Here is a 23,619-nt window from a genome sequence, read left to right as displayed (position 1 = left end):
CACCTTGACTGCAACCTCCGCTCGGATCACCGCCGTCGACACCTACGACGTCCGCTTCCCCACCTCGCGGGAACTGGACGGCTCCGACGCGATGAACCCGGACCCCGACTACTCCGCCGCCTACGTCGTACTGCGCACCGACGCGGGCGACGGGCACGAAGGACACGGCTTCACCTTCACCATCGGACGCGGCAACGACGTCCAGGTCGCCGCGATCGACGCGCTGCGGCCCCATGTCATCGGCCGCTCCGTCCAGGAGCTGTGCGCCGATCCCGGATCGGTCAGCCGCGACCTGATCGGCGACAGCCAGCTGCGCTGGCTCGGCCCCGAAAAGGGCGTCATGCACATGGCGATCGGCGCCGTGGTCAACGCCGTGTGGGACCTGGCGGCCAAGCGGGAGGGCAAGCCGCTGTGGCGACTGCTCGCCGACGCCTCACCGGAGTGGCTGGTCTCCCAGGTCGACTTCCGCTACATCGCCGACGCCCTCACCCCCGAGGACGCCCTCGCGCTCCTGCGCGAGGGCCGCACGGGGCTCTCGGAACGCGAGGCCGGCCTGCTGGAGCGCGGATACCCCGGCTACACCACCTCCCCGGGCTGGCTCGGCTACACCGACGACAAGCTCACCCGGCTGGCCAAGCAGGCCGTCGCCGACGGCTTCACGCAGATCAAGCTCAAGGTCGGCGCCGACCTGAGCGACGACATCCGGCGGCTGCGCACCGCCCGCGCCGCCGTCGGTGACGGCATCCGCATCGCCATCGACGCCAATCAGCGGTGGAACGTGGACGAGGCGATCACCTGGACCAACGCGCTCGCCGAGTTCGACCCGTACTGGATCGAGGAGCCGACCAGCCCCGACGACGTACTCGGCCACGCGACCGTACGGCGGGCCGTCGCCCCCGTGAAGGTGGCCACCGGCGAGCACGTGCAGAACCGGATCGTCTTCAAGCAGCTCCTCCAGGCCGGCGCGATCGACGTCCTCCAGATCGACGCGGCGCGGGTCGGCGGGGTCAACGAGAACCTCGCGATCCTGCTGCTCGCCGCCAAGTTCGGTGTCCCGGTGTGCCCGCACGCCGGCGGAGTGGGGCTGTGCGAGCTGGTGCAGCACCTGTCGATGTTCGACTACCTGGCCCTCTCCGGAAGCACCGAGGACCGCGTCATCGAATACGTCGACCACCTCCACCAGCACTTCGTCGATCCGGTGGTGATCCGGGACGGCCACTACACCGCCCCGCTCGCCCCCGGCTTCTCCGCCACCATGCGTGCGGAGTCCATCGCCGAGTACCTCTACCCGGACGGCACGTTCTGGGTGGCCGACCGCGCCGCGCAGGAGGATGTGGCATGACCGAACTGACCGGCCTCAGGGCGCTCGTCACGGGCGGCGCGTCCGGTATCGGGCTCGCCACGGCCCGCGCGCTGGCGGCGCGGGGCGCGGCCGTCGCCGTGCTCGACCTCGATCCGGAAGGCGTGGGCGAGCCGTTGCTCGGCCTCAAGGCCGACGTCAGCGACGACGCCTCCGTACGCGCCGCCGTGGAGGAGGCGGCCACGCGGCTCGGCGGCATCGACATCCTCGTCAACAACGCGGGCATCGGCGCCGTCGGCAACGTCGAGGACAACCCCGACGAACAGTGGCACCGCGTCCTGGACGTCAACGTCCTCGGCGTGGTCCGCACCACCCGGGCCGCCCTGCCCCACCTGCGCCGGTCCGCACACGCCTCCGTGGTCAACACCTGCTCCATCGCGGCCACCGCCGGACTGCCGCAGCGCGCCCTGTACTCCGCCAGCAAGGGCGCCCTGCTGTCCCTCACCCTGGCCATGGCCGCCGATCACGTCGGCGAGGGCATCCGCGTCAACTGCGTCAACCCCGGCACCGCCGACACCCCGTGGGTCGCCCGGCTGCTCGACGCCGCCGACGACCCCGAGGCCGAACGGGCCGCGCTTAACGCCCGCCAGCCCATGGGCCGTCTGGTGACCGCCGACGAGGTGGCGGCCGCCATCGTCTACCTGGCCGGTCCGGCCGCGGCGTCCGTCACCGGCACCGCCCTCGCGGTGGACGGCGGCATGCAGGGACTGCGGCTGCGCCCGGCGGCCCGGTCGTGAGGAGCGCCCGGCTGGGCGGCGGCGCGGTGACGGTCTCGGAGCTGGCCCTGGGCTGCGCGGCCCTCGGCAACCTCTACCGCCCGGTCACCGACGAGGCCGCCCACGCCACCGTGGACGCGGCCTGGGACGCCGGGGTCCGCACCTTCGACACCGCCCCCCACTACGGACTGGGCCTGTCGGAACGGCGGCTCGGTGCCGCCCTGCGGGGCCGCGCCCGCGACAGCTACACCCTCTCCACGAAGGTGGGCCGGCTCCTGGAGCCGGACCCGCGGGGCATCCCCGGAAACGACCTCGACCACGGCTTCGCCGTCCCGGCCACCCACCGCCGGGTCTGGGACTTCAGCGCCGACGGAGTGCTGCGCTCCCTCGAAGCGAGCCTGGAACGCCTCGGCCTCGACCGCGTCGACATCGCCCTGCTGCACGACCCCGACGACCACGCCGAGCAGGCGCTGCGCGAGGCGTACCCGGCGCTGGAACGGCTGCGCGGCGAAGGCGTGGTCGGGGCGATCGGCATCGGCATGAACCGGTCCGCCCTGCCCGCCCGCTTCGTGCGCGAGACCGACATCGACGTGGTGCTCCTGGCCGGCCGCTACACCCTCCTCGAACAGGACGGGCTTGGCGAGCTGCTCCCGGAGGCGGCCGCCCGCGGCCGCAGCGTCATCATCGGCGGAGTCTTCAACTCCGGGCTGCTGACCGCCCCCCGGCCGGGTGCCACCTACGACTACGCGCCGGCCCCGCAGCCGGTGCTCGACCGGGCGCTGCGGCTGCTGGCGGTCACCGAGCGCCACGGTGTGCCGTTGCGGGCCGCCGCGCTGCGCTTCCCGTTCGGTCACCCGGCCGTGGCGAGCGTCCTGACCGGTGCCCGTTCCCCCGAGGAGGTGCGCGACACCGTGGAGCAGCTGCGGCGCCCGGTCCCGGACGCCCTGTGGGACGAGCTGCGCGCCGAGGGCCTGCTGGACCCGGACACCCCCGTCCCCGTCACCGCGCCCATCGGGGGAACCCCGTCGCCGAAGGAGCCGAAGGAGCCGTCATGAAGGTCGCCCTGCACACCAAGGTCCGCGCCGACCGCATCGAGGAGTACGACGCCGCGCACCGGCAGGTGCCCGAGGAACTGACCGCCGCCATCCGCGCCGCGGGGGTGAGCGAGTGGACGATCTGGCGCAGCGGCACCGACCTGTTCCACGTACTGGAGGTCCAGGACTACCGGGCGATGATCGCCGCACTGGAGAAGCTGCCGGTCAACATCGCCTGGCAGGCACGGATGGCCGAGCTGCTGGACGTCGTCCACGACTACTCCGCGCAGGGCGCGGACACCACGCTGCCGGTGGTGTGGGAGCTGTGACCGGGGTGGACCACGGGCCGGGAATCGTGGACGCCCACCACCACGTGTGGGACCTGTCCGTCCGCGACCAGGACTGGATCACCGGGCCCGAACTCGCCCCGCTGCGGCGGGACTTCACCCTCGCCGACCTGGCGCCTGAGGCCCGCGCGGCCGGCGTCACCGCCACCGTGCTGGTGCAGACGATCACCGCGGCGGAAGAGACCCCGGAATTCCTGGCCGTGGCCGCACACAGCGACCTGGTCGCCGGGGTCGTCGGCTGGACCGACCTGACCGCACCCGACGTCGCCGACACCCTCGCCGGGCTGCGCGCCGTCCCCGGTGGAGAGCACCTGGTGGGGATGCGCCACCAGGTGCAGGGCGAGCCGGACCCCCGCTGGCTCGTGCTCCCGGAGGCACTGCGCGGCCTGACCGCGATCGCCGGGGCCGGACTCGTCTACGACCTCGTGGTGCGGCCGCACCAGCTCGCGGCCGCCATCGACGCCGCGCAGCGCCTTCCCGGCCTCACCTTCGTTCTCGACCACCTCGGCAAGCCGCCCATCGCGTCCGGCGAACTCGCCCCCTGGGCGGAGCGGATCAGGCGCCTCGCCGCCCTCCCCAACACCGTCTGCAAACTCTCGGGCATGGTCACCGAGGCCGACTGGAACTCCTGGACGGTCGATGACCTCAGGCCGTACGCCGACACCGTCCTGGACGCCTTCGGCCCCGGGCGGCTGATGTTCGGCTCCGACTGGCCCGTCTGCCGGCTCGCCGCCACCTACGCCGAAGTCGTCGCCGCCGCCCGAGAGATGACGGCAGGACTCAGCCCGGCCGAGCGCCACGACGTCTTCACCGGCACGGCGGTGCGGACCTACGGCCTGACCCTCACGGCACCCCCGGACCCGCCCCAGGACACCCCGCCCCAGGACACCCCATGCGCATAGCCCTCTTCATCACGTGCTTCAACGACACGATGTTCCCCCGCACCGGCCAGGCGGTGACCGCACTGCTGGAACGCCTCGGCCACACCGTCGAGTTCCCGCAGGGCCAGACGTGCTGCGGCCAGATGCACTTCAACACTGGCTACCGGCCCGAGACCCTGCCCATGGTGCGCCGCTTCACCGAGGTCTTCGCGGGCTACGACGCCGTGGTCGTCCCCTCCGGGTCCTGCGCGGGCATGGTGCGCGACCACCACCGGGTGGTGGCCGCCCAGTACGGGGACGCCGCCCTCACCGAGGCGGTCGGGCGAGTGGCGCCGACGGTGTACGAGCTGTCGGAACTCCTCGTCGACGTCCTCGGCGTCACCGACGTCGGCGCGTACTTCCCGCACCGCGTCACCTACCACCCGACCTGCCACTCGCTGCGCATGCTCCGCGTCGGCGACCGGCCGCTCGCGCTGCTGCGCGCCGTGAAGGGCATCGACCTCGTCGAACTGCCCGCCGCCGAGTCCTGCTGCGGCTTCGGCGGCACCTTCGCGCTGAAGAACGCGGACGTGTCCAACGCCATGCTCGCCGACAAGATGCGCCATGTCCTCGGCACCGGGGCCGAATTCCTGACCGCGGGCGACAACTCTTGTCTCACGCACATCGGCGGCGGCCTGTCGCGCCTGCGTACCGGCGTCGGAACGATGCACCTGGCCGAGATCCTGGCCTCGACGGAAGGAGACCCACGGTGAGCGGCGCCGACAACGTCGTATGGCTGGGCAGCCCGGCCTTTCCCCAGGCGGCGCGTACCGCGCTCGCGGACACCCAACTGCGGGCGAACCTGCGGCGGGCCACCGGCACCATCCGGGACAAGCGGCTGGCGGTCGCCGCCGAACTGGAGGACTGGGAGGACCTGCGGGAGACGGCTGCGGCCGTCAAGCGGCACACCCTGCGCCACCTCGACCACCATCTCCTGCGCCTGGAGAAGAGCGTGACCGCCGCGGGCGGAGTGGTCCACTGGGCGGCGGACGCCGCCGAGGCCAACCGCATCGTCACCGATCTGGTGCGGGCGACCGGCGGCAGTGACGATGAAACGCGTGAGGTCGTCAAGGTCAAGTCGATGGCGACCCAGGAGATCGGCCTCAACGAGGCGCTCGCCGACGCCGGCATCCGCGCCTACGAGACCGATCTCGCCGAACTCATCGTGCAGTTGGGCCGCGACCGCCCCTCCCACATCCTGGTGCCGGCCATCCACCGCAACCGCTCCGAGATCCGGGAGATCTTCCGGCGCGAGATGGGGGAGTGGGGAAGGCCGGCTCCCGAAGGGCTCTCCGACGATCCCCGCGATCTCGCCGAAGCGGCCAGGCTCCACCTGCGGGAGAAGTTCCTGCGGGCCAAGGTGGCCATCTCGGGCGCCAACTTCGCCGCCGCCGACACCGGAACGGTGGTGGTGGTCGAGTCGGAGGGCAACGGGCGGATGTGCCTGACCCTGCCCGAGACCCTGATCACCGTGATGGGCATCGAGAAGGTCCTGCCGTCCTTCGCCGACCTGGACGTCTTCCTCCAGCTCCTGCCCCGCTCGTCGACGGGCGAGCGCATGAACCCGTACACCTCCCTGTGGACCGGTGTCACCGAGGGCGACGGCCCGCGGAACTTCCACCTGGTCCTCCTCGACAACGGCCGCACCGCGACGCTGGCCGACGAGGTCGGCCGCCAGGCCCTCGCCTGCATCCGCTGCTCGGCGTGCCTGAACGTCTGCCCGGTGTACGAGCGCACCGGCGGCCACGCCTACGGATCCGTCTACCCCGGCCCGATCGGCGCCGTACTGACCCCGCAGCTCGTCGGCATCGGCAGTGACACCAAAAGCGGGGCGGCCTCCCTGCCCTTCGCCTCGACCCTGTGCGGCGCCTGCTACGACGCCTGCCCGGTGAAGATCAACATTCCCGAGGTGCTGGTCCACCTGCGCGCGGAGGCCGTGGAGGCGGGGCGCCGCAAGAGGGTCCTGCCCACCGCCGAGGCGCTCGCCATGAAGGCCGCCGGCGCCGCCCTGTCCTCCCCGGGACGACTGGCCGCGGCCCAGAAGCTCGCCGCCCTCGGGGCCCGGCTGGTGGCCCGCGACGGCCGGATCGGCGCCCTGCCGGGTCCGTTCGCCCGCTGGTCCGCCAGCCGCGACACACCCCTGCCGCCCAGGGAAACCTTCCGCGCCTGGTGGCGCCGGACGAGAACACCCGCGAACGAAGACGACCCGGCGACGGGGGAGCGGAAGGGACGAGGATGAGCGACCGCGAGAGCGTACTGAGCGCGGTGCGGGCAGCCCTGGCCGGAGTGCCCGGATCGGAGGACCCCGACGGCATACCGCTCCCGGACACCCCGCGCGCCGACCACGCGGGACCGGACATCGTCGGGCTCTTCGCCGAACGCGCCGCCGAATACCGCGCCACGGTGGTCCGGGTTCCGGCGGCCGGCGCGGCGGCGGCCGTCGGGCGCGCGCTGGCCCGCACCGGGGCCCGGTCCCTGGTGGTGCCGCCCGGGTTTCCCGAGGACCTGCTCCCCGAAGGGCCCTGGTCGCGGCTGGAAGACGCTCCGCCGCTGACGGTGGGACAACTCGACCGGGCGGACGCCGTGGTCACTACGGTTGCCACCGCGATCGCCGTCACCGGCACCGTGACCCTCGACCACGGATCCGGCCAGGGGCGCAGAGCCCTCACCTTGCTGCCGGACCAGCACATCTGCGTGGTCCGGGCGGACCAGATCGTCCCCGACGTGCCCGAGGCGCTGAGCCTGCTCGATCCTCGCAGGCCACTCACGCTCATCTCCGGCCCCTCGGCCACCAGTGACATCGAGCTGGAGCGGGTCGAGGGCGTACACGGGCCCAGGACGCTGGACATCGTCCTGGTCGTGGACGCGTAGCGCCAGCACCCAGTGCGGTGCCCCGGCGCCCGCTCACCGAACAGATCGCCTTCCCCTGCCCCTCACCCTCCAGGAGTCGAACGATGTCCTCGTCCCCCCTCAGCCGACGCTCCCTGATCAAGGCCGCAGCCCTCGCCGGCGGCGCCGTGGCGTTCGGTCTCCCGCAGGCCGTGTGGCCCGCCACCGCCCAGGCGTACGGCGTCCCCTCGAAGCTGGACTGGTGGTACCAGGCCAGGTTCGGCATGTTCATCCACTTCGGGTCCTACTCCTACCGCGGCCATGGCGAGTGGGCGTTCTCCAGCGAGAACTGGAACAAGGCCGACTACCAGGCCCAGGTGACCACCCCGTTCGACCCGGCGGGCTTCAACGCCGCCACCATCGCCGAACTGGCCAAGAACGCCGGCATGAAGTACCTCGTGATCACCGCCAAGCACCACGAGGGATACGCGATGTGGGACTCCAACGTCGCGGGCTTCACCGACGCCACCGGCACCAAGCAGTACAACCTGCACGACTACAAGGGCTTCCAGCCCGACCTGCTGGCCCAGCTGAAGACCGAGTGCGAGAAGCGGGGCGTCAAGTTCGGGCTCTACTACTCGATCCTGGACTGGACCCACCCCTCCCAGACCATCAACCGGAGCACCCTCTTCTCCGACATGTCCTCGCAGGCCGCCCGCACCGCCTACATCGACGACATGAAGGCCCAGCTGCAGGAACTGCTGGACCGCTACGACCCGGCGGTCCTGTGGTTCGACGGCGACTGGTGTGCCAACCCGGCCGCCCCCACGCTCACCGACTGGTGGACCAAGGCCGACGGCGAGGACCTCTACAGGTGGCTGATGGCCCGAAAGCCCGGACTCGTCGTCAACGAACGCGTCAAGCGGGACCTCGGTCTGGGTGACTTCGCCTGCCCGGAGCAGACCGTGCCCGCGGCGCCGCTGGACCGGCCGTGGGAGACCTGCGCCACGATGAACGGTCAGTGGGGCTACACCGACTGGGCCGAGAACAACTACAGGCCGGTGAAGGACATCGTCCAGGAGATGGTCACGGTCGTCTCCCGGGACGGCAACTACCTGCTCAACATCGGCCCCAAGGGCGACGGCGCCGTGACCGCCGGAGCGACGACGGTACTGACCGGGCTGGCTTCCTGGATGGCCACCCACGCCGACAGCATCCACGGGACCAGCGGCAGCCCCTTCGCCGTCGAGCCGTCGTGGGGCAGGATCACCAAGAAGAACGGCAAGCTCTTCGCCCACGTCTTCACATGGCCGACGGGCGGCACCCTGCAGGTCCCGGCGGTCCAGAACACCATCAGCCGCGTCTACTTGATGAGCAATCCCTCGGTTTCGCTCGCCTACACGGTCAGCGGCGGCCAGATCAACGTCAGCGTGCCGGCCACGGCGCCCAACGCGAACGACTCCGTGGTCTGCGTGGAGGTCAGCGGTATGCCGGCGGTCCTCGCGGGCGGCGTCTACCGACTGGTCAGCGCGCAGAACGGCAAGGCCCTCGACAATGCCAACACCACCACCGAGGGCGGCCAGGTCGCCCAGTGGGCCCCCAACGGCGGCACTCCCCAGCAGTGGACGGTCACCGACCTGGGCCACGGCTACTACAAGCTGGTCTGTGTCCGCAGCGGCAAGGCCCTCGACGACAACGGCAGCACCTCCGACGGCACGGTGCTGGTCCAGCGCACCGATGGCGGCGGTCAGGGCCAGCAGTGGGCGGTCACCGCGCTGGGCGGGGGTGCGTTCCGGCTCACCAACCGGCACAGCGGAAAGGTCCTGGACAACGGCTATGCGAGCGGGGACGCAATCCCGGTCATCCAGTGGTCCTCCAACGGCGGCCCCGCGCAGAACTGGAACCTGACCAAGATCGGCTGAAAGCGCGCCCGGGGTGGCGTGCCGAGGGCACGCCACCCCGCCTCACACCCCGCCTCACACCCCGCCTCACACCCCGCCTCACACCCCGCCTCACACCCCGCCTCACACCCCGCCTCACACCCCGCCTCACACCCCGCCTCACACCCCGCCTCAGACGGAGAAGGTGACGCGCGCGAGCCGCACCGGGCCGCGCAGTCCGAGGCGGACTTCGTGCACACCGGCCGCCACGGGGACGGGGGCGCTCACGGTGGCGTAGTCGTAGGGCCCGGCCGTGCCCGGGGACAGCGCGAGCACGGCCAGCACCGGACCGTCACCCAGTGAGAGTTCGACCGTGCCCTCACCCGCGGCCTCCACCGTGATCCCGGCAGCCCCCTTCGCGAAATCACAGTCACGGAACACCAGTTCGCCCGCACTCCGGCCGGCCACAGGGGCGACGGAGTCACCCGAGGTCTTCGTGCGGTCCACGATCTCGGTGCCGCTCTGGTCGTCGAAGTCCACCGCGTCCAGGCCGGCCGCCATGACCGGCCGGGGGAGGGACGGCTCGCCGTCGAGCTCGACGGTCCGGGTGAGGCGGATGTCCTCGCTGGAGGCTCCGACGAGGATCTCGTAGGGGCCCGGTGCCACCCGCTGACGCCCCTGCGCCACGTCCCAGAACGCGAAGGCCGACATGGGTAGGCTGAAGGCGACCTCCGTGACCTCGCCGGGCGCGAGCGTCATCCGCCGGTGCGCGGCCAGTTCCCTGCGGGGCCGTGGCACCGAGGGCTCCACGGCCCGGGTGTAGAGCTGGGCGACCTCGTCCGCGGTGACGTCACCGGTGTTGGCGACCGTGAAGGACACGTGCAGCGTCCCGCCCTCGACGCGGGTCGTGAGGCCTTCGTAGGAGAAGGACGCGTACGACAGGCCGTGGCCGAAGGGGAAGTGCGGCGTCCCCTCGAAGTAGAGGTACGTCTGGCGGCCGCCGATCACGTCGTAGTCGAGGAGGCCGGGAAGATCGGAATCGCCGGCGTACCAGGTCTGCGGGAGGCGGCCGGCGGGGGAGACGTCGCCGGCCAGGATCCGGGCCAGGGCGCTGCCGGCCGCCTGGCCGCCGTGGGCCGTCCACAGCAGCGCCGGCACCTCGGCGTGATCGACCGCGTACGGGTACGCCGACACCAGCGCCAGCACCGTGTTCGGGTTGGCCGCGCGGGCCGCGCGCAGGAGGCGCTCCTGGTGGGCCGGGAGGGCCAGGGTCGTACGGTCCTCGGTCTCGCGTCCGTTGATGTGCGGATCGTTGCCGGCGACCACCAGGACCACGTCCGCCTGCGTAGCGGCCCGGTGCACCGCGTCCTCGCCGCGTTCGACGACGACGACCTCGAAGATCTCCCCGCTCCCGACGGCAACCTTCAGGCCGTCGGCGGCGACAGAGACGGGGAGGCCCGTAGCGACGTGCCGGAGGAGGTGCCCGTTCCCGTGCGGTTCCAGGCGGAACGTCTCCTGGACGACCCAGCCTCCGGGCTGGTCGGCGGAGGCCCGGACACGGCCGTCCTCGGCGACGGAGAGGTAGCGGCCGTCGGAGGCGCGCAGGGTCGCCGCGCCCTCGCCCCAGTCGACGAGGGAGAGCTCGGTGCCGGTCGGGCCGGTGGTGAGCGGGGGCAGGTCCGTCCGGCCCGCGAGCAGGGCCGGGTCGAGGGCGCCCGCGGCGCCGCGCACCTCGTCGTCGGCGACCGCCTCGGGTACGTGCAGGAAGGTTCCGGCCGAGGTCTTGAGCAGGATCCGGTCCGCGCCCTCCGCGAACCGCACCTCTTCCGGGCCGAACCGCTCGTACAGGCCCGCCAGCGGCGTGGAGCGGTGCAGGAGCGTACCGCTGTACCAGTCGAGCTTGCACTCGTCGGCGAGCGGGCCGACCACCGCGATCCGGGTGCCGGACGCGAGCGGCAGCAGGCCGCCGCTGTTCTTGAGCAGCACGACGGCCTGCTCGGCCGCCTCCTGGGCGAGCGCCCGGTGGGCCGGGGTGTCGAAGTCCGCGGTGAGCGCGTGGGGGTCGTGTGCCGGGTCGAACTCGCCGAGGCGGAAGCGGACCGAGAGCTGGCGGCGGACCGCCACGTCGATGTCCGGCTCGGTCAGCAGGCCCCGCGCGAGTGCGCCGCGGATCCGTGCGGTGATCTGCGAACTGTCGGTGCCGTGGTCGGTGAAGCTGTCGACGCCGGCCAGCAGCGCGGCGGCCGTAGCCTCCTCATGGGTGTCGAAGTAGTGCTCGGAGTCGACCAGGTTGGAGGGCGCGCCCGCGTCCGAGCAGACCAGCAGCTCCTCGTCGGTCCAGGTGCGCAGATGCTCGCGCAGATACGGCGAGACGTGGTTCGGGCGGCCGTTGACCAGGTTGTACGCCGGCATCACACCGGCCACCGCGCCCGCTTCGACCGTCTCGCGGAAGGCGCGCAGGTCGTATTCGTGCAGCACGCGCGGGCGGACCGAGGAGGACGTGATGTCGCGGCCCGTCTCGTTGTTGTGGGCCAGCCAGTGCTTGAGGACGGGCGCGGTGCGCCAGTACGCCGGGTGCTCGCCGCGCAGCCCGCGCGTGTAGGCGGTGGCAATGGCCGAGGTGAGCTTCGGGTCCTCCGAGTAGCCCTCCTCGTTACGGCCCCACAGGGGGTGGCGCAGCAGGTTCACGGTCGGGGCCCAGACGTTCAGCCCCACGCGGTCGTCGCGGGCGCGCATCGCGCGGACCTCCCTGGACACCGCCTCGCCGACCCGTCGTACGAGATCCGTGTTCCAGGTCGCGCCCAGGCCCACCGCCTGCGGGAAGACGGTGGCCGGGCCCATCCAGGCGACGCCGTGCAGGGCCTCCTGACCGGTGCGGAACGCGGCGACGCCGAGCCGCTCCACGGCGGGCGCGAACTGGTGCAGGAATCCGATCTTCTCGTCGAGCGCGAGCCGCGACAGGAGGTCGTCGATGCGCTTCGCGAAAGGAAGCGTCGGGTCGCGGAAAGGTGGTGGTGTGTGCGGCGTATGTGCGGACACGCGGGATCCCCTTGAGGTGGAGCGGCAGGTGTTTTCGAAGCGCTTCGATGCTCGTCAGGCATCAGGGTGGGTGTCAAGGGATCCATGCCCTTGCCTCAAGCAGCGCATACGAAGAGTCTCTTCCCGGCCACGAGGGAATCTTGGAAGCCACCCTTGTGCGCCCCTGGGTGTTCACTTAACCTCACTGCAACATCGAAGCGCTTCGACTGTAATGCGCGTCGCAGTGGTCGGATGTCCGCTTCAGCTGAGTCAGTTCCAGTCACGACACCGCAGCCGACGGCCCCACCGCCGGGTGACCAGGTGCGCCATGAAGGGTTGACGCAATGACGCCGAATGCCGCCTCCTCCGGACCGAGCCGGAGAAGCTTCCTCGCCTCCACGGCGGTCGCCACCGCGGCGGTGGCCGGGGGAATGCCGCTGCTCACCGCCTGCGGCGGCTCGGGCAGCGGGACGCCCAACGGGACCACGGCGGGCAAGGGCGCCGTCAAGCTGCTCCCGACGTACGTCGCCAGCACGGTCGCCAAGCCGGACCTTCCCTCGAAGAACGGTTCGTCGGACGGCTACATCGCCAAGGTCGACCTCGCGGCCCTCGCCGCCTCGGTCCCGGCCAAGCTCGGCACCGGCGCTCCCCTCAAGATCATGTCCCCGCTCTGGGGCACCCCGCCGAAGGCCGGGTGCGCGTACTACGAGGCGGTCGACGCGGCGGCGGGCACCAAGGTCACCTGGCAGAACCAGGACGGCAACACCTACGGCGAGAAGCTCGGCGCCGTCCTCGCCTCCAGCTCCGTACCCGACATGGTGGTCGTGGCCAACTGGCACCTGGTCGGCAAGATCGCGAACGCGGTCACCGCGAAGTTCATGGACCTCGGCCCCCACCTGGCGGGCGACAAGGTCAAGAAGTACCCGAACCTGGCCGCGATTCCGTCCGACGCCTGGCGCATGGGCATCTTCGGCGGCGCGCTGCGCGGTATCCCGATGCCCGCCGCCTCCGCGAACTTCATCGTGCCGTACTACCGCAAGGACCTCTTCGACACGAAGGGCTGGTCCGTACCCAAGTCGGCCGACGAGTTCCTCAGCTGGGCCAAGGACGTCACCAGCGCCAAGGCCAAGGTGTGGGCCTGCGGTGACATGAGCTGGCTCTCGGGGAGCATCTTCGGCGCCTGTCCCAAATGGAACATCGATGACGACGGCAAGCTGAGGTACGCCATCGAGCGGCCCGAATACCTCGAAGCCCTGGAGTGGACCCGCAAGCTGTTCGAAGCCGGCGTGGTCCACCCCGACGACATCGCGCGCTCCGGCGACGCGGGCCAGCGCTTCACCGCCGGAGAGATCCTGGTCTACAACGACGACATGTCCGCCTGGTACCAGAGGACGGCCGAACAGGCCCAGGCCAACCCGGGCTTCCGGATCGACGCCATGGACATCTTCGGCGCCGGCGGCGGCAACCCGACGCTCTGGGCGTCCTCGCCCGCCATCATCTGGTCGCTGATCAGCAAGGACGCCTCGAAGGAGACCGTGGAGAACGCGCTGGCCGCCGCCAACTTCTCGGCCGCTCCCTACGGCACCAAGGAGCGGATGCTCGTCGACTACGGCGTCGAGGGCACCCACTACACGGTCAAGGACGGCGTCCCCGTCAAGACCGACCAGGGCAACTCCGAGCTGATCAACGCCTGGACGATGCTGGCGGCCCCGGCTCCCTACTACGCCCACCCCGACTTCCCCGAGGTCGCCCGCAAGCAGGTCGAGTGGCAGCAGCGGATGGGGGCCTTCATGAAGAAGACGTCCATATACGGCATGACCATCGTCGAGCCGACCCGCTACGCCAACCTCGCCAGCCAGCACGAGCAACTGCAGATCGACTACGTGCGGGGCAACAAGAAGCTCTCCGACGTGCAGGCCGCCATCTCCACCTGGAGGTCCTCCGGCGGCGACGAGCTGCGCGACTGGTACAAGAAGCTCCTCGACGAGAACGGCAGCGGGAACTGATGTCCCTCACGGCCGGGAGCAGGCCCGACGGGACTCGTTCCCCCACGGCCGTCGAGAAGCCGACGCCGGTCGCGCTCGCCACCGCGGGGACGAAGGCCGGGGCCGCCACCGCGGGGACGAAGGTGCGGGCGCCGGGCGGGAAGAGCAAGGGCGGCACGGTCGCGTTCCGGATCCGGCTGCGCCGTGACCGTGCGCTCATCCTGATGACGGTGCCCGTCATCCTGCTGCTGTCGCTCTTCAACTACCTCCCGCTGCTCGGCAACATCGTCGCCTTCCAGGACTACGACCCGTACGTCTCCAGCAACGGCATCACGGCGATCTTCCACAGTCCCTGGGTCGGCTTCGAGCAGTTCTCGCGGATGTTCGAGGACCCGCTGTTCTGGAGCGCCACCAAGAACACCCTCCTCCTGTTCGCGCTCCAACTGGTGCTGTTCTTCCCGGTCCCCATCGCCCTCGCGCTGCTCATCAACAGCGTGATCCGGCCCCGGGTGCGGGCCGTGGCGCAGGCGATCATGTATCTGCCGCACTTCTTCTCGTGGGTCCTCGTCGTCACCGTGTTCCAGCAGCTCTTCGGCGGCGCGGGCGTCATCGCCCAGACCCTGGAGCAGCACGGGTGGAGCGGCTTCGACCTGATGACCAACGCGGACCTCTTCAAGTACCTGGTCACCGCGCAGTCCGTGTGGAAGGACGCAGGCTGGGGGATCATCGTCTTCCTCGCGGCCCTGTCCGCCGTCAGCACCGACCTGTACGAGGCCGCCGCCATGGACGGCGCGGGGCGCTGGCGCCGCATGTGGCACGTGACGCTGCCCGCGCTGCGCCCGGTGATCGCCCTGCTGCTCGTCCTCAGGGTGGGCGACGCGCTGAGCGTCGGATTCGAGCAGTTCCTGCTCCAGCGGGACGCGGTCGGCGCGGGGGCCAGCGAGGTCCTCGACACGTACGTGTGGAACATGGGCATCCAGAACGGCGACTTCAGCTACGCGGCCGCGGTCGGCCTGGCCAAGGGGCTCATCGGAATCTGCCTCGTCCTGGGCGCGAACAAGTTCGCGCACCTGCTGGGCGAGCAGGGGGTGTACAAGAAATGAGCCTCAACACACAGCTCGTCCGCAGCCTCAAGGCTCCCGCCCGCCCCGTGTGGGAGGAGTCGCCGAGCAAGGCGGGACTCGCAGCCAAGAGCGGCTTCCTCCTGCTCTGCTGCCTGGGGGTGCTCGCTCCGCTGTGGATCGTGATCGTCACCAGCCTCTCGCCCAAACCCGTGATCGACCGGGCCGGCGGCCTCGTCGTGATCCCCCGGGGCATCACCTTCGTCAACTACACCGAACTGCTCGGCGGTGGCCAGGTCAGCCGGGCGATCATGGTCTCGGCCGGTGTCACGCTCTTCGGCACGCTGTTCTCGATGACGGTGTCGGTGCTGGCGGCCTACGGCCTGTCGCGGCCGGGGAGTCTGGGCCACCGGTTCTTCCTGATGAGCATGATGGCGACCATGTTCTTCGGGGCCGGCCTCATCCCGACGTATCTCCTGGTGCAGTCGCTGGGCCTCACCGACACCTATCTGTCGCTGGTCCTGCCGAGCGCGGTCAGCGTCTTCAACATCCTCGTCCTGCGGGCCTTCTTCATGGGGATCTCACCCGAACTCACCGAGTCGGCCCGCATCGACGGGGCCAGTGACCTGCGCATCCTGCTGACCATCGTCATGCCGCTGTCGCGCGCGGTGCTGGCCGTCATCTCCCTGTTCTACGCGGTCGGTTACTGGAGCTCCTGGTTCAACGCCTCCATCTACCTCTCCGACCAGGAGATGATGCCGCTGCAGAACGTGCTCATCCAGCTGGTCCAGAAGCACACCGAGGCGCCGACCGGCCTCCAGCAGGCGGTCCGCACCGGACAACTCTCCGCACTGGGACTGCAGATGGCCGTCATGGTCCTCGCGCTGATCCCCGTCGCGATCGCCTCCCCCTTCGTCCAGCGGCACTTCAAGAAGGGCATGCTCACCGGCGCCGTCAAGGGCTGAAGCCCTCCTTCGGTCCGCCGTGCCGCCAACCGGCGCCGCCCGCACCACGAGGAGCCCATCTGATGCCCGATCTGAGTGATGTGACACGAGGCTGCCTGCTCTTCGGTGGCGACTACAACCCGGAGCAGTGGCCCGAGGAGACCTGGCGCGAGGACGTGCGGCTGATGAAGGCGGCCGGGGTCAACTCGGTCACCCTCGGCGTCTTCTCCTGGTCGACGCTGGAACCGGAGCCCGGCGCCCGGGAGTTCGGGCGGCTGGACACGTTGATGGACCTGATGCACGACAACGGGATCGGCGTCGTCCTCGCCACCCCGACCTCCTCGCCCCCGCCCTGGCTGGGCCGGCTCCACCCGGACACCCTGCCCGTCACCGAGGACGGCCGGACCGAGTGGTGGGGCGGCCGGCAGCACTTCTCGCACTCCAGCGCCACCTACCGGCGCTACGCCGCCGCCATCACCGAGGACCTCGCCGCCCGCTACGGCGGCCACCCGGCCCTGACGATGTGGCACATCAACAACGAGTACTGCACCTTCGACTACGGGGACGAGGCAGCGGCCGCCTTCCGCCGCTGGCTCCGCGAGAAGTACGGCACCCTCGGCGCCCTCAACGAGACCTGGGGCACCGCCTTCTGGAGCCAGGGCTACGACACCTGGGACGGCATCCTGCCGCCCCGCCTGCCCCACTACATGCGCAACCCCACCCAAGTGCTGGACTTCCGGCGCTTCACCTCCGACATGCTCCTGGAGTGCTACGCCGCCGAGCGGGACATCGTCCGCCGCCACACCCCGCACCTGCCGGTCACCAGCAACTTCATGCCGCTGTGGGTGGGCCAGGACGCCTGGCGCTGGGCCGAGGAGGAGGACGTCGTCTCGGTCGACATCTATCCGGATCCGCGCGACCCGCTGGGCGCCCAGAGCGGCGCCCTCGTCCAGGACATGACCCGCTCCCAGGCGCGCGGGCCGTGGATGCTCATGGAGCAGGCCGCCGGGCCCGTCAACTGGCGGGGCGTGAACCACCCCAAGCCCCGGGGACTGGGCCGGCTCTGGTCCCTCCAGGCCGTGGCCCGGGGCGCCGATGCCGTCTGCTACTTCCAGTGGCGCCAGTCCCGCCAGGGCGCGGAGAAGTTCCACTCCGGCATGGTCAGTCATGCCGGGGAACAGGGCCGTACCTTCCAGGAGGTCAAGCAGCTCGGAGCGGATATGGAGCGGATCGCCTCCGGGGTGAGCGGCCGGAACGTCACCGCGGACATCGCGGTCCTGCACGACTGGAACGCCTGGTGGGCCGGAGCCCAGGACGGCCGACCGTCCAAGCTGGTGGACTACCCGGACATCCTGCGCGCCTGGCACCGGGCGCTGTGGCAGGCGCACTTCACCACGGACTTCGCCCACCCCGAGCACGACCTGACGCCGTACGCCGTGGTCGTCGTGCCGCAGCTGTACGCGCTCACCGAAGCGGCGATCGACAACCTCCTCGCCCACGTCGGCCGGGGCGGCACCCTCGTCTGCGGCTTCCAGACCGGCGTCGCCGACCAGGACGACCGGGTCCGCCCCGGCGGCATGGATCCCCGGCTGCGCGAGCTGTTCGGCATCCGCACGCTGCACGAGTGGTGGCCGCTGGACGCGGGGGAGACCGTCACCTGCGAGGGCTTCAGGGGGTCCTTGTGGTCCGAGGAGCTGGAGGGCGACGGCACCGCCGAGGAGGCCGTGGCGTACAAGGGCGGCGAACTGGACGCACTGCCCGCCGTCCTGTGCAAGGGCCGGGCCTGGTACGTCTCCACGCTCCCCGAACCGGAGGCGCTGCGCGACCTGCTGGCCCGGATCGCCTCCGGCGCGGGCGTCCGGCCGGTGCTCGACGGCCTCCCCGAGCAGGTCGAGGCGGTCCGCCGGGGCGAGGCGCTGTTCGTGCTCAACCACGGCCGCGAGCCGGTGACCGTCGAGGTGCCCGGCACCCACCACGACCTCCTGACCGGGACGGCCGTCACCGACCGGGTGACCCTCGGCCGCCACGGCGTGGCGGTGCTCCGGTCGTCGAAGCCATGACTTCTTCCGGTGGCGCCCACCCGATCGATCGCGTCGCCGGAGAGGATCGCGTCCCCCGCCAGGGGGCGCAGTAGCACTCCCGCAATTTCCCCCCACCCATGGAAGGGACACCATGGTCAAAAATGCGATGCGCAAGATCGCCATGGCGGTGCTGGCGCCGGCGATGGCTCTCGGTGCCACCGTCGGCCTGGCCTCCGCCCCCGCTTCGGCAGCAGTCTGGAACTCCTGCGACCAATGGGGCAGCACCAGCCTGAACGGCTACGAGCTCTACAACAACGTCTGGGGCTCCGGTACCGGCAGCCAGTGCATCTGGGCCAACTCCGGGACCGGCTGGGGTGTCTGGGCCAATCACCCCAACACCGGCGGCATCAAGTCCTACCCCAACTCCACGAAGACGATCAACAAGACGATCGACTCCCTCGGCTGGCTCACCAGCAGCTACAACGTCAGCGTCCCGTCGTCCGGCGCCTACAACACCTCGTACGACATCTGGGACACCGGCCACCGGTACGAGATCATGCTCTGGGTCAACTACAACGGGGCCGTCGGCCCGATCGGCACCTGGCAGGCCACCGTCTCGCTCGGCGGACACAACTGGAACGTCTACAAGGGCACCAACGGGTCGAACCAGGTGTTCTCGTTCCTGCGGACGTCCGACTCCCACTCCGGAACCGTGGACGTCAAGCCGATCCTCCACTGGATCGCGCACACCAAGGGCTGGATGCCCGGCAGCGAGACCATCGGCGACGTCCAGTTCGGCTATGAGATCACCTCGTCGTCCGGTGGCCTCAACTTCACCACCAACAACCTGACCGTCAGCGGAGGCTGACCCGAGACCTCAGGGCCGAGGCCGGTCCGCGCCTTCCCCGGGCGCGGACCGGCCTCGGCCCGCAGGCGTTTCGGCCCCGCAGGCGTGTCGGGTCAGGAGGCGGGGGAGGGCGCCGACCCCGTGCTCTCCCGTACGGTCAATTCGGGTGCGATGAGCACGACTTCATCGGTTCCGCGGCCGTCGAGCTTGGCGACCAGACGGTCGACCGCGTGCCGGCCCATCTCCTGTGCGGGGATGGAGACCGACGTCAGCCGCACCGAGGCCTGAACGGCCACCTGGTCCGGGCAGATCGCGACCACCGACACGTCCTCGGGCACGGCGCGGCCCTGGCGGCGCAACAGGGCGAGCAGCGGCTCGACCGCCTGCTCGTTCTGTACGACGAACCCGGAGGTGCCCGGACGCTCGTCGAGGATGCGGGCGAGGGTGACGGCCATCGCGTCGTAGCCGCCCCCGCACGGCCGGTGCAACATCCTCATGCCCAACTCCCGGGCCCGGGAGCGGAGTCCGTCGAGAGTGCGCTCGGCGAAGCCGGTGTGCCGTTCGTAGACCGCGGGGGCCTCGCCGATGACGGCGATGTCGCGGTGGCCGAGCGTCGCCAGGTGCTCGACGCACAACGCGCCGGTGGCCTTGAAGTCGAGGTCGACGCAGGTCAGCCCCGAGGTGTCGGCGGGCAGCCCGATCAGTACGGACGGCAGGTCGGTGCCGCGCAGCAGCGGCAGCCGCTCGTCGTCGAGTTCGACGTCCATCAGGATCATCGCGTCGGCGAGCCCACTGCCGGTGACGCGGCGGACGGCGTCGGGCCCCTCCTCGCCGGTCAGCAGCAGCACGTCGTACCCGTGGGTCCGGGCCGTCGTGGCGACCGCGATGGCGATCTCCATCATCACCGGCACGTACATGTCGGTGCGCAGCGGAACCATCAGCGCGATGATGTTCGACCTGCTGCTGGCCAGGGCACGCGCACCGGCGTTCGGGTGGTACCCCAGCTCGCGGATGCTCTGTTCGACCCGCAGCCGGGTGGTCGCGGAGATGGACCGCTTGCCGCTGAGGACATAGCTCACCGTGCTCGCCGACACTCCGGCGTGCTGGGCGACCTCGACGAGGGTTACCATCTAGCTCTCCCAGTCTTGTGAAACGCTTCGACAGTCCGCGTCATACCATATATGTGGTGTTCCGCATGCCGACACTAGCTCCAGCACGGACGCGTGTCCAACCCTGAGTCGAAGCGCTTCGACGATCTGGGTGGGGTGCCCCGGCCGCCCGGGGGAGCGGGCGGCCGGGGCGCGGGCGGGGGCGTGGCGCGTCAGGAGACCGTGCCGGTGACCGCGCTTGCGGACTTGGTGACGTGGTAGGTGGCGGTGGCGCCGCTGTAGAAGTGGAAGACCAGCGTCGCCGGCTGCCCGTCGTGGAGCGCGCTCAGGAACTCGGGGGTCAGGATGATCGTGCCGTTCGGGTAGTCGGGCGAGAACGCCTTGTTGAACTCCTGGTAGGGGTTCCAGTCGATCGGACCGGCGTTGGTGCCGTCGGCGTACGTGGCGTGCATGGCCGCCAGGTCGTTGCCCCGGTACTGGGTGGGGACGGCGAACGAGTCCGTGGTGCCGGTGGCGGCCGCCACCGACGGAGCGTCGTTGGTGACGATGTCGATGTTCCAGGGCAGCCCACTGGCGAACCGGGCCTGGAGCGTCGAGTTGACGCCGTAGGCGCGGTTGCCGACCAGACGGGTGAGCGCCTTGGCGGTGAAGGTCAGCCGGTTCCCGGTGACGGTGTAGTCCCGTCCGGCGACCAGCCTGGTGTCGCCCTGCCACAGCCCGCGGAAGAAGGTGCCGTTGAGGTTCAGGGTGAGCGACTTGTCCGTGACCGGGCCGGACTTCGGGACGAAGACCTTGTCGAAGGATGCCGTGCCCGAGCGGGTGGTCCAGCTCGACTTGATCGCGGCGAACAGGGCCGGGTCACGCCACTGGAGGGTGTCGCGGTTCAGGTAGCCGAACGCGTCCCACAGGGCGGTGGTGAAGCCGTACTTGCGGGCCCCGTAGCCCACGTGCTCGTAGTACTTCAGCGCCTCGCCCCGCTCGATGCGGGAGGGATGGAACTGATCGGGAAAGCCCAGCAGGCCGTACTCGCCGAGGTAGAGCGGGATGCCCCTGGCGACGAAGGTGCGGTACATCGCGGCGAAGGAATCCTCCAGGTGCTTCTGCGCGACGTCGTCGTACAGGGTGCCGCCCGCCACGTTCACGCTGAACGGGTACCAGCTGTAGAAGTGCACCTGCGCGATGAGTTGACGGTCCTTCAGTGAGGTGATCGTGGTGTACAGGTTGTCCAGGTGGACCTGGTCACCACTGCCGCCCGGCGTGGTCAGCGACAACATGCGGTTCGCGTTCGCGCCGCCCGAAGCGCGGACCACGGAGTGGAACGAGGTCTGCAGCTCCTTCAGGTAGGAGGCCTTCTGCGCGTCCGTGGCGTTGGCGAAGCTCGGCTCGTTGATGCCCTCGAAGATCAGGGTGCGCGGCGCGGCACGGAAGGTCGAGGAGATCTGGGACCAGGTGGAGTTGAACCGGGCCATCACCTTGTCGTGGTCGCTCGTGATCTTCTCGACCCACATCCACGAGTCGTGGTGGACGTTGAGCACCACGTACAGGCCGTCGGCCAGCGCCCAGTCGACGATCTGCTCGACCCGGGCCATGTAGGCGGCGTCGATCGTGTACGGCGCGGTGGCGGACTGGTGGTCGGTCCAGGTCACCGGGATGCGGACGCTGCGGAACCCCTGGCCGGCGATGGTGTCGAACGTCGCCTTGGTGGTCTGCCCGTTGCCCCAGGACCCCTCGTCCGGGATGGCGTCCAGGGTGTTGCCCAGGTTCCAGCTGGGCTGCATCCGCGCGACGGCGTCCATGGGGTTGTCCGGAACCCGGACCACCGGCCGCGACGGCTTGCGGTGGTCGTCGGGCCCGGCCAGCGCGGTGCCGGCGCTCAGCCCCAGCATGACGACCAGCGTCAGCAGCAGGGCGGCGAGGCGGCCCGGGCCGCGGCCGCGGTGCTGCGCGCGGCGCCGTATGTCCTTCATGTGTCGTGCCTTTCGGTCGGTCGTACGGATGGGGGGCCTGGTTCAGCCGTCGAGGGGCTCGTACTCGAACCAGTCGAAGTGGACGGTGCCTTCCGCGGCGTACATGCCGATGACGCGGCCGGTGAAGCCGCCGGCCACCTCGGTCGACAGGTAGCGGCCGTCGAGGGTCGCGAGTTCGGCGAGCGTGCCGTCGGGCTGTTCGACGCCGAGGGAGACGAGGTCGGGGCCGGTGCACGGCCCGTGCGGCGGCGGCTGCGTGATCGTGACGGCGAGGACCACCGGCCCGGCGGGCACGGAGCGTGCGGCCACGACCGTGCGCAGCGGGCCGACGCGCGCGACGACCCGTACCTCCGTGCCCGACGCCTCGATCGCGTAGTGGTGCTGCTCGTCGAGACGGACGGCAAGGCCGCCGCGCCCTTCCGACGGGTCGGTCAGCGTCCGTGCCCGGCACGTGAGGTGCTGCTGGCGCCGGCCCGTGAACACCGCGTCGGGTTCGTCCAGGGAGCCGCCCCGCGCGCGCAGCGTCAGCCAGCCGGGGCGCTCCTTGGTGGTGCAGTGTTCGGCGGGCCGGTCACGCAGGGAGATCCAGGACGGTCGCAGCTCGGCGAGTTCGAAGTCGTCCCGCCGCTCCTCGACGGGGCCGGGGGAGAGCGGCCACGGGAGTTCGGGCAGGTCCAGGGTGACCTCGCCGACGACCGGCCAGTCGTCCACCCAGCTCACGGGGGTCAGGAAGGTCTCCCGGCCGAGCACGTGCCAGCCCGGAGTGCCGCCGCCCGGCCGTACGCCGAGCAGCACCATCCACCAGGAGCCGTCGGGGCCCTGGACCAGGTCGGCGTGCCCGGTGTTCTGGACGGGATGGTCGGTGCCGCGGTGGGTGAGGACCGGGTTGGCCGGGCACGGCTCGAACGGGCCGGCGGGCGTGGGGCCGCGGGCGATCGACACGGCGTGGCCGCGTTCGGTGCCGCCCTCGGCGATGAGCAGGTACCAGTGGTCGCCGATCCGGTACAGGTGCGGCGCCTCCGGGGCCTTGGCGCCGGGCCCGCCGGACCACAGCTGGCGCGGGATACCGTACGTCCGCCCGGTGGACGGGTCGAGACGGACCTGCGAGCCCCCGGCGACCGTGCACCAGCAGGTGCCGTCCTCGTCCCAGACCAGGTCGGGGTCGATGCCGGGGACACCCGGCGCCCAGATGGGGTCCGACCACGGCCCGGCCGGGTCGGTGGCCGTCACGAGCAGGTTGCCGCCGCCCTCGCTGCAGTTGGTGACGATCAGCCAGAAACGGCCGTCGTGGTGGCGCAGGGTGGGGGCGTAGATCCCGCCGGAGGACCACGCGTCCGACAGACGCAGTTGCTCCGGCCGGTCCAGGGCGTTGCCGATCTGCGTCCAGTGCACCAGGTCACGGCTGTGGAAGAGGGGAACGCCGGGGAAGTACTCGAAGCTGGAGCAGGCCAGGTAGTAGTCGTCGCCGACCCGGCAGACGCTGGGGTCGGGGTGGAAGCCGGGGATCACGGGGTTGGCGGAGCGTCCGTCCGGCCGGTGCGATGGGGGCACCCGATGGGTCCTCTCGTCGATGCGTGATGC

General features: G+C 70.9%; 18 protein-coding genes. 14 read left to right on the top strand and 4 right to left on the bottom strand.

Annotated features, from left to right (window positions below; genetic code table 11):
* Window positions 1-4: 4 nt before the first annotated feature.
* The 9 genes from OHS33_RS03475 to OHS33_RS03435 all read left to right on the top strand — a co-directional run bounded on the left by OHS33_RS03475 (window position 5) and on the right by OHS33_RS03435 (window position 9,128).
* Window positions 5-1,342: an L-fuconate dehydratase gene (locus OHS33_RS03475; RefSeq protein WP_330328892.1), complete on the top strand. Its 1,338-nt coding sequence runs from the start codon at window positions 5-7 to the stop codon at window positions 1,340-1,342.
* Window positions 1,339-2,097, top strand: coding sequence for an SDR family NAD(P)-dependent oxidoreductase (locus OHS33_RS03470; protein ID WP_330328891.1), 759 nt, complete (start codon window positions 1,339-1,341; stop codon window positions 2,095-2,097). Before OHS33_RS03475 ends, OHS33_RS03470 begins: the two co-directional genes overlap by 4 nt.
* Window positions 2,094-3,131 (top strand): aldo/keto reductase, encoded by a 1,038-nt coding sequence (locus tag OHS33_RS03465; RefSeq protein ID WP_330328890.1) that lies wholly within the window; start codon window positions 2,094-2,096, stop codon window positions 3,129-3,131. The genes OHS33_RS03470 and OHS33_RS03465 overlap by 4 nt, the downstream gene beginning before the upstream one ends.
* Complete coding sequence (locus tag OHS33_RS03460) at window positions 3,128-3,439, top strand: L-rhamnose mutarotase (protein ID WP_330328889.1); 312 nt, start codon at window positions 3,128-3,130, stop codon at window positions 3,437-3,439. Before OHS33_RS03465 ends, OHS33_RS03460 begins: the two co-directional genes overlap by 4 nt.
* Window positions 3,436-4,359 (top strand): amidohydrolase family protein, encoded by a 924-nt coding sequence (locus OHS33_RS03455; RefSeq protein ID WP_443065410.1) that lies wholly within the window; start codon window positions 3,436-3,438, stop codon window positions 4,357-4,359. Before OHS33_RS03460 ends, OHS33_RS03455 begins: the two co-directional genes overlap by 4 nt.
* A complete protein-coding gene (locus OHS33_RS03450) occupies window positions 4,350-5,090 on the top strand; it encodes a (Fe-S)-binding protein (RefSeq protein ID WP_330328888.1) in 741 nt (246 codons plus the stop codon). The genes OHS33_RS03455 and OHS33_RS03450 overlap by 10 nt, the downstream gene beginning before the upstream one ends.
* Window positions 5,087-6,616 carry a LutB/LldF family L-lactate oxidation iron-sulfur protein gene (locus tag OHS33_RS03445; RefSeq protein WP_330328887.1) on the top strand — a complete coding sequence of 510 codons (1,530 nt, stop codon included), beginning with the start codon at window positions 5,087-5,089 and terminating at the stop codon, window positions 6,614-6,616. Before OHS33_RS03450 ends, OHS33_RS03445 begins: the two co-directional genes overlap by 4 nt.
* Entirely contained in the window at window positions 6,613-7,248 is a 636-nt protein-coding gene (locus tag OHS33_RS03440) for a LutC/YkgG family protein (RefSeq protein ID WP_330328886.1), read from the top strand. Before OHS33_RS03445 ends, OHS33_RS03440 begins: the two co-directional genes overlap by 4 nt.
* A gap of 83 nt (window positions 7,249-7,331) precedes the next feature.
* Window positions 7,332-9,128 carry an alpha-L-fucosidase gene (locus tag OHS33_RS03435; protein WP_330328885.1) on the top strand — a complete coding sequence of 599 codons (1,797 nt, stop codon included), beginning with the start codon at window positions 7,332-7,334 and terminating at the stop codon, window positions 9,126-9,128.
* Between the two features lie 150 nt (window positions 9,129-9,278).
* On the opposite strand, the gene OHS33_RS03430 is transcribed toward OHS33_RS03435, so the two are convergent.
* Entirely contained in the window at window positions 9,279-12,125 is a 2,847-nt protein-coding gene (locus OHS33_RS03430) for a glycoside hydrolase family 3 C-terminal domain-containing protein (RefSeq protein ID WP_330328884.1), read from the bottom strand.
* 323 nt (window positions 12,126-12,448) lie between these two features.
* Here OHS33_RS03430 and OHS33_RS03425 point away from each other — a divergent pair, with 323 nt between their 5' ends.
* From OHS33_RS03425 to OHS33_RS03405, 5 genes are all read left to right on the top strand, one after another.
* Entirely contained in the window at window positions 12,449-14,110 is a 1,662-nt protein-coding gene (locus tag OHS33_RS03425; RefSeq protein WP_330328883.1) for an extracellular solute-binding protein, read from the top strand.
* Window positions 14,110-15,192: an ABC transporter permease gene (locus tag OHS33_RS03420; protein ID WP_330328882.1), complete on the top strand. Its 1,083-nt coding sequence runs from the start codon at window positions 14,110-14,112 to the stop codon at window positions 15,190-15,192. Before OHS33_RS03425 ends, OHS33_RS03420 begins: the two co-directional genes overlap by 1 nt.
* The gene (locus OHS33_RS03415; protein WP_330328881.1) at window positions 15,189-16,115 is read left to right on the top strand and encodes a carbohydrate ABC transporter permease; all 927 of its coding nucleotides are present in this window, start codon (window positions 15,189-15,191) and stop codon (window positions 16,113-16,115) included. Before OHS33_RS03420 ends, OHS33_RS03415 begins: the two co-directional genes overlap by 4 nt.
* Window positions 16,116-16,177: 62 nt before the next feature.
* Window positions 16,178-18,154 carry a beta-galactosidase gene (locus OHS33_RS03410; RefSeq protein WP_330328880.1) on the top strand — a complete coding sequence of 659 codons (1,977 nt, stop codon included), beginning with the start codon at window positions 16,178-16,180 and terminating at the stop codon, window positions 18,152-18,154.
* Between the two features lie 112 nt (window positions 18,155-18,266).
* Complete coding sequence (locus OHS33_RS03405; RefSeq protein WP_330328879.1) at window positions 18,267-18,983, top strand: glycoside hydrolase family 12 protein; 717 nt, start codon at window positions 18,267-18,269, stop codon at window positions 18,981-18,983.
* A gap of 92 nt (window positions 18,984-19,075) precedes the next feature.
* Here the strand turns inward: OHS33_RS03405 and OHS33_RS03400 are convergent, their stop codons facing one another.
* From OHS33_RS03400 to OHS33_RS03390, 3 genes are all read right to left on the bottom strand, one after another.
* Window positions 19,076-20,092: a LacI family DNA-binding transcriptional regulator gene (locus OHS33_RS03400; protein ID WP_330300543.1), complete on the bottom strand. Its 1,017-nt coding sequence runs from the start codon at window positions 20,090-20,092 to the stop codon at window positions 19,076-19,078.
* Window positions 20,093-20,283: 191 nt separating this feature from the next.
* Window positions 20,284-22,038 (bottom strand): cellulase family glycosylhydrolase, encoded by a 1,755-nt coding sequence (locus OHS33_RS03395; protein ID WP_330328878.1) that lies wholly within the window; start codon window positions 22,036-22,038, stop codon window positions 20,284-20,286.
* A gap of 42 nt (window positions 22,039-22,080) precedes the next feature.
* A complete protein-coding gene (locus OHS33_RS03390; RefSeq protein WP_330328877.1) occupies window positions 22,081-23,589 on the bottom strand; it encodes a glycoside hydrolase family 43 protein in 1,509 nt (502 codons plus the stop codon).
* Window positions 23,590-23,619 lie beyond the last annotated feature (30 nt).

This window comes from Streptomyces sp. NBC_00536, assembly GCF_036346295.1.
GTDB lineage: Bacteria > Actinomycetota > Actinomycetes > Streptomycetales > Streptomycetaceae > Streptomyces.
This window is presented reverse-complemented; position numbering and strand designations above follow the sequence as displayed.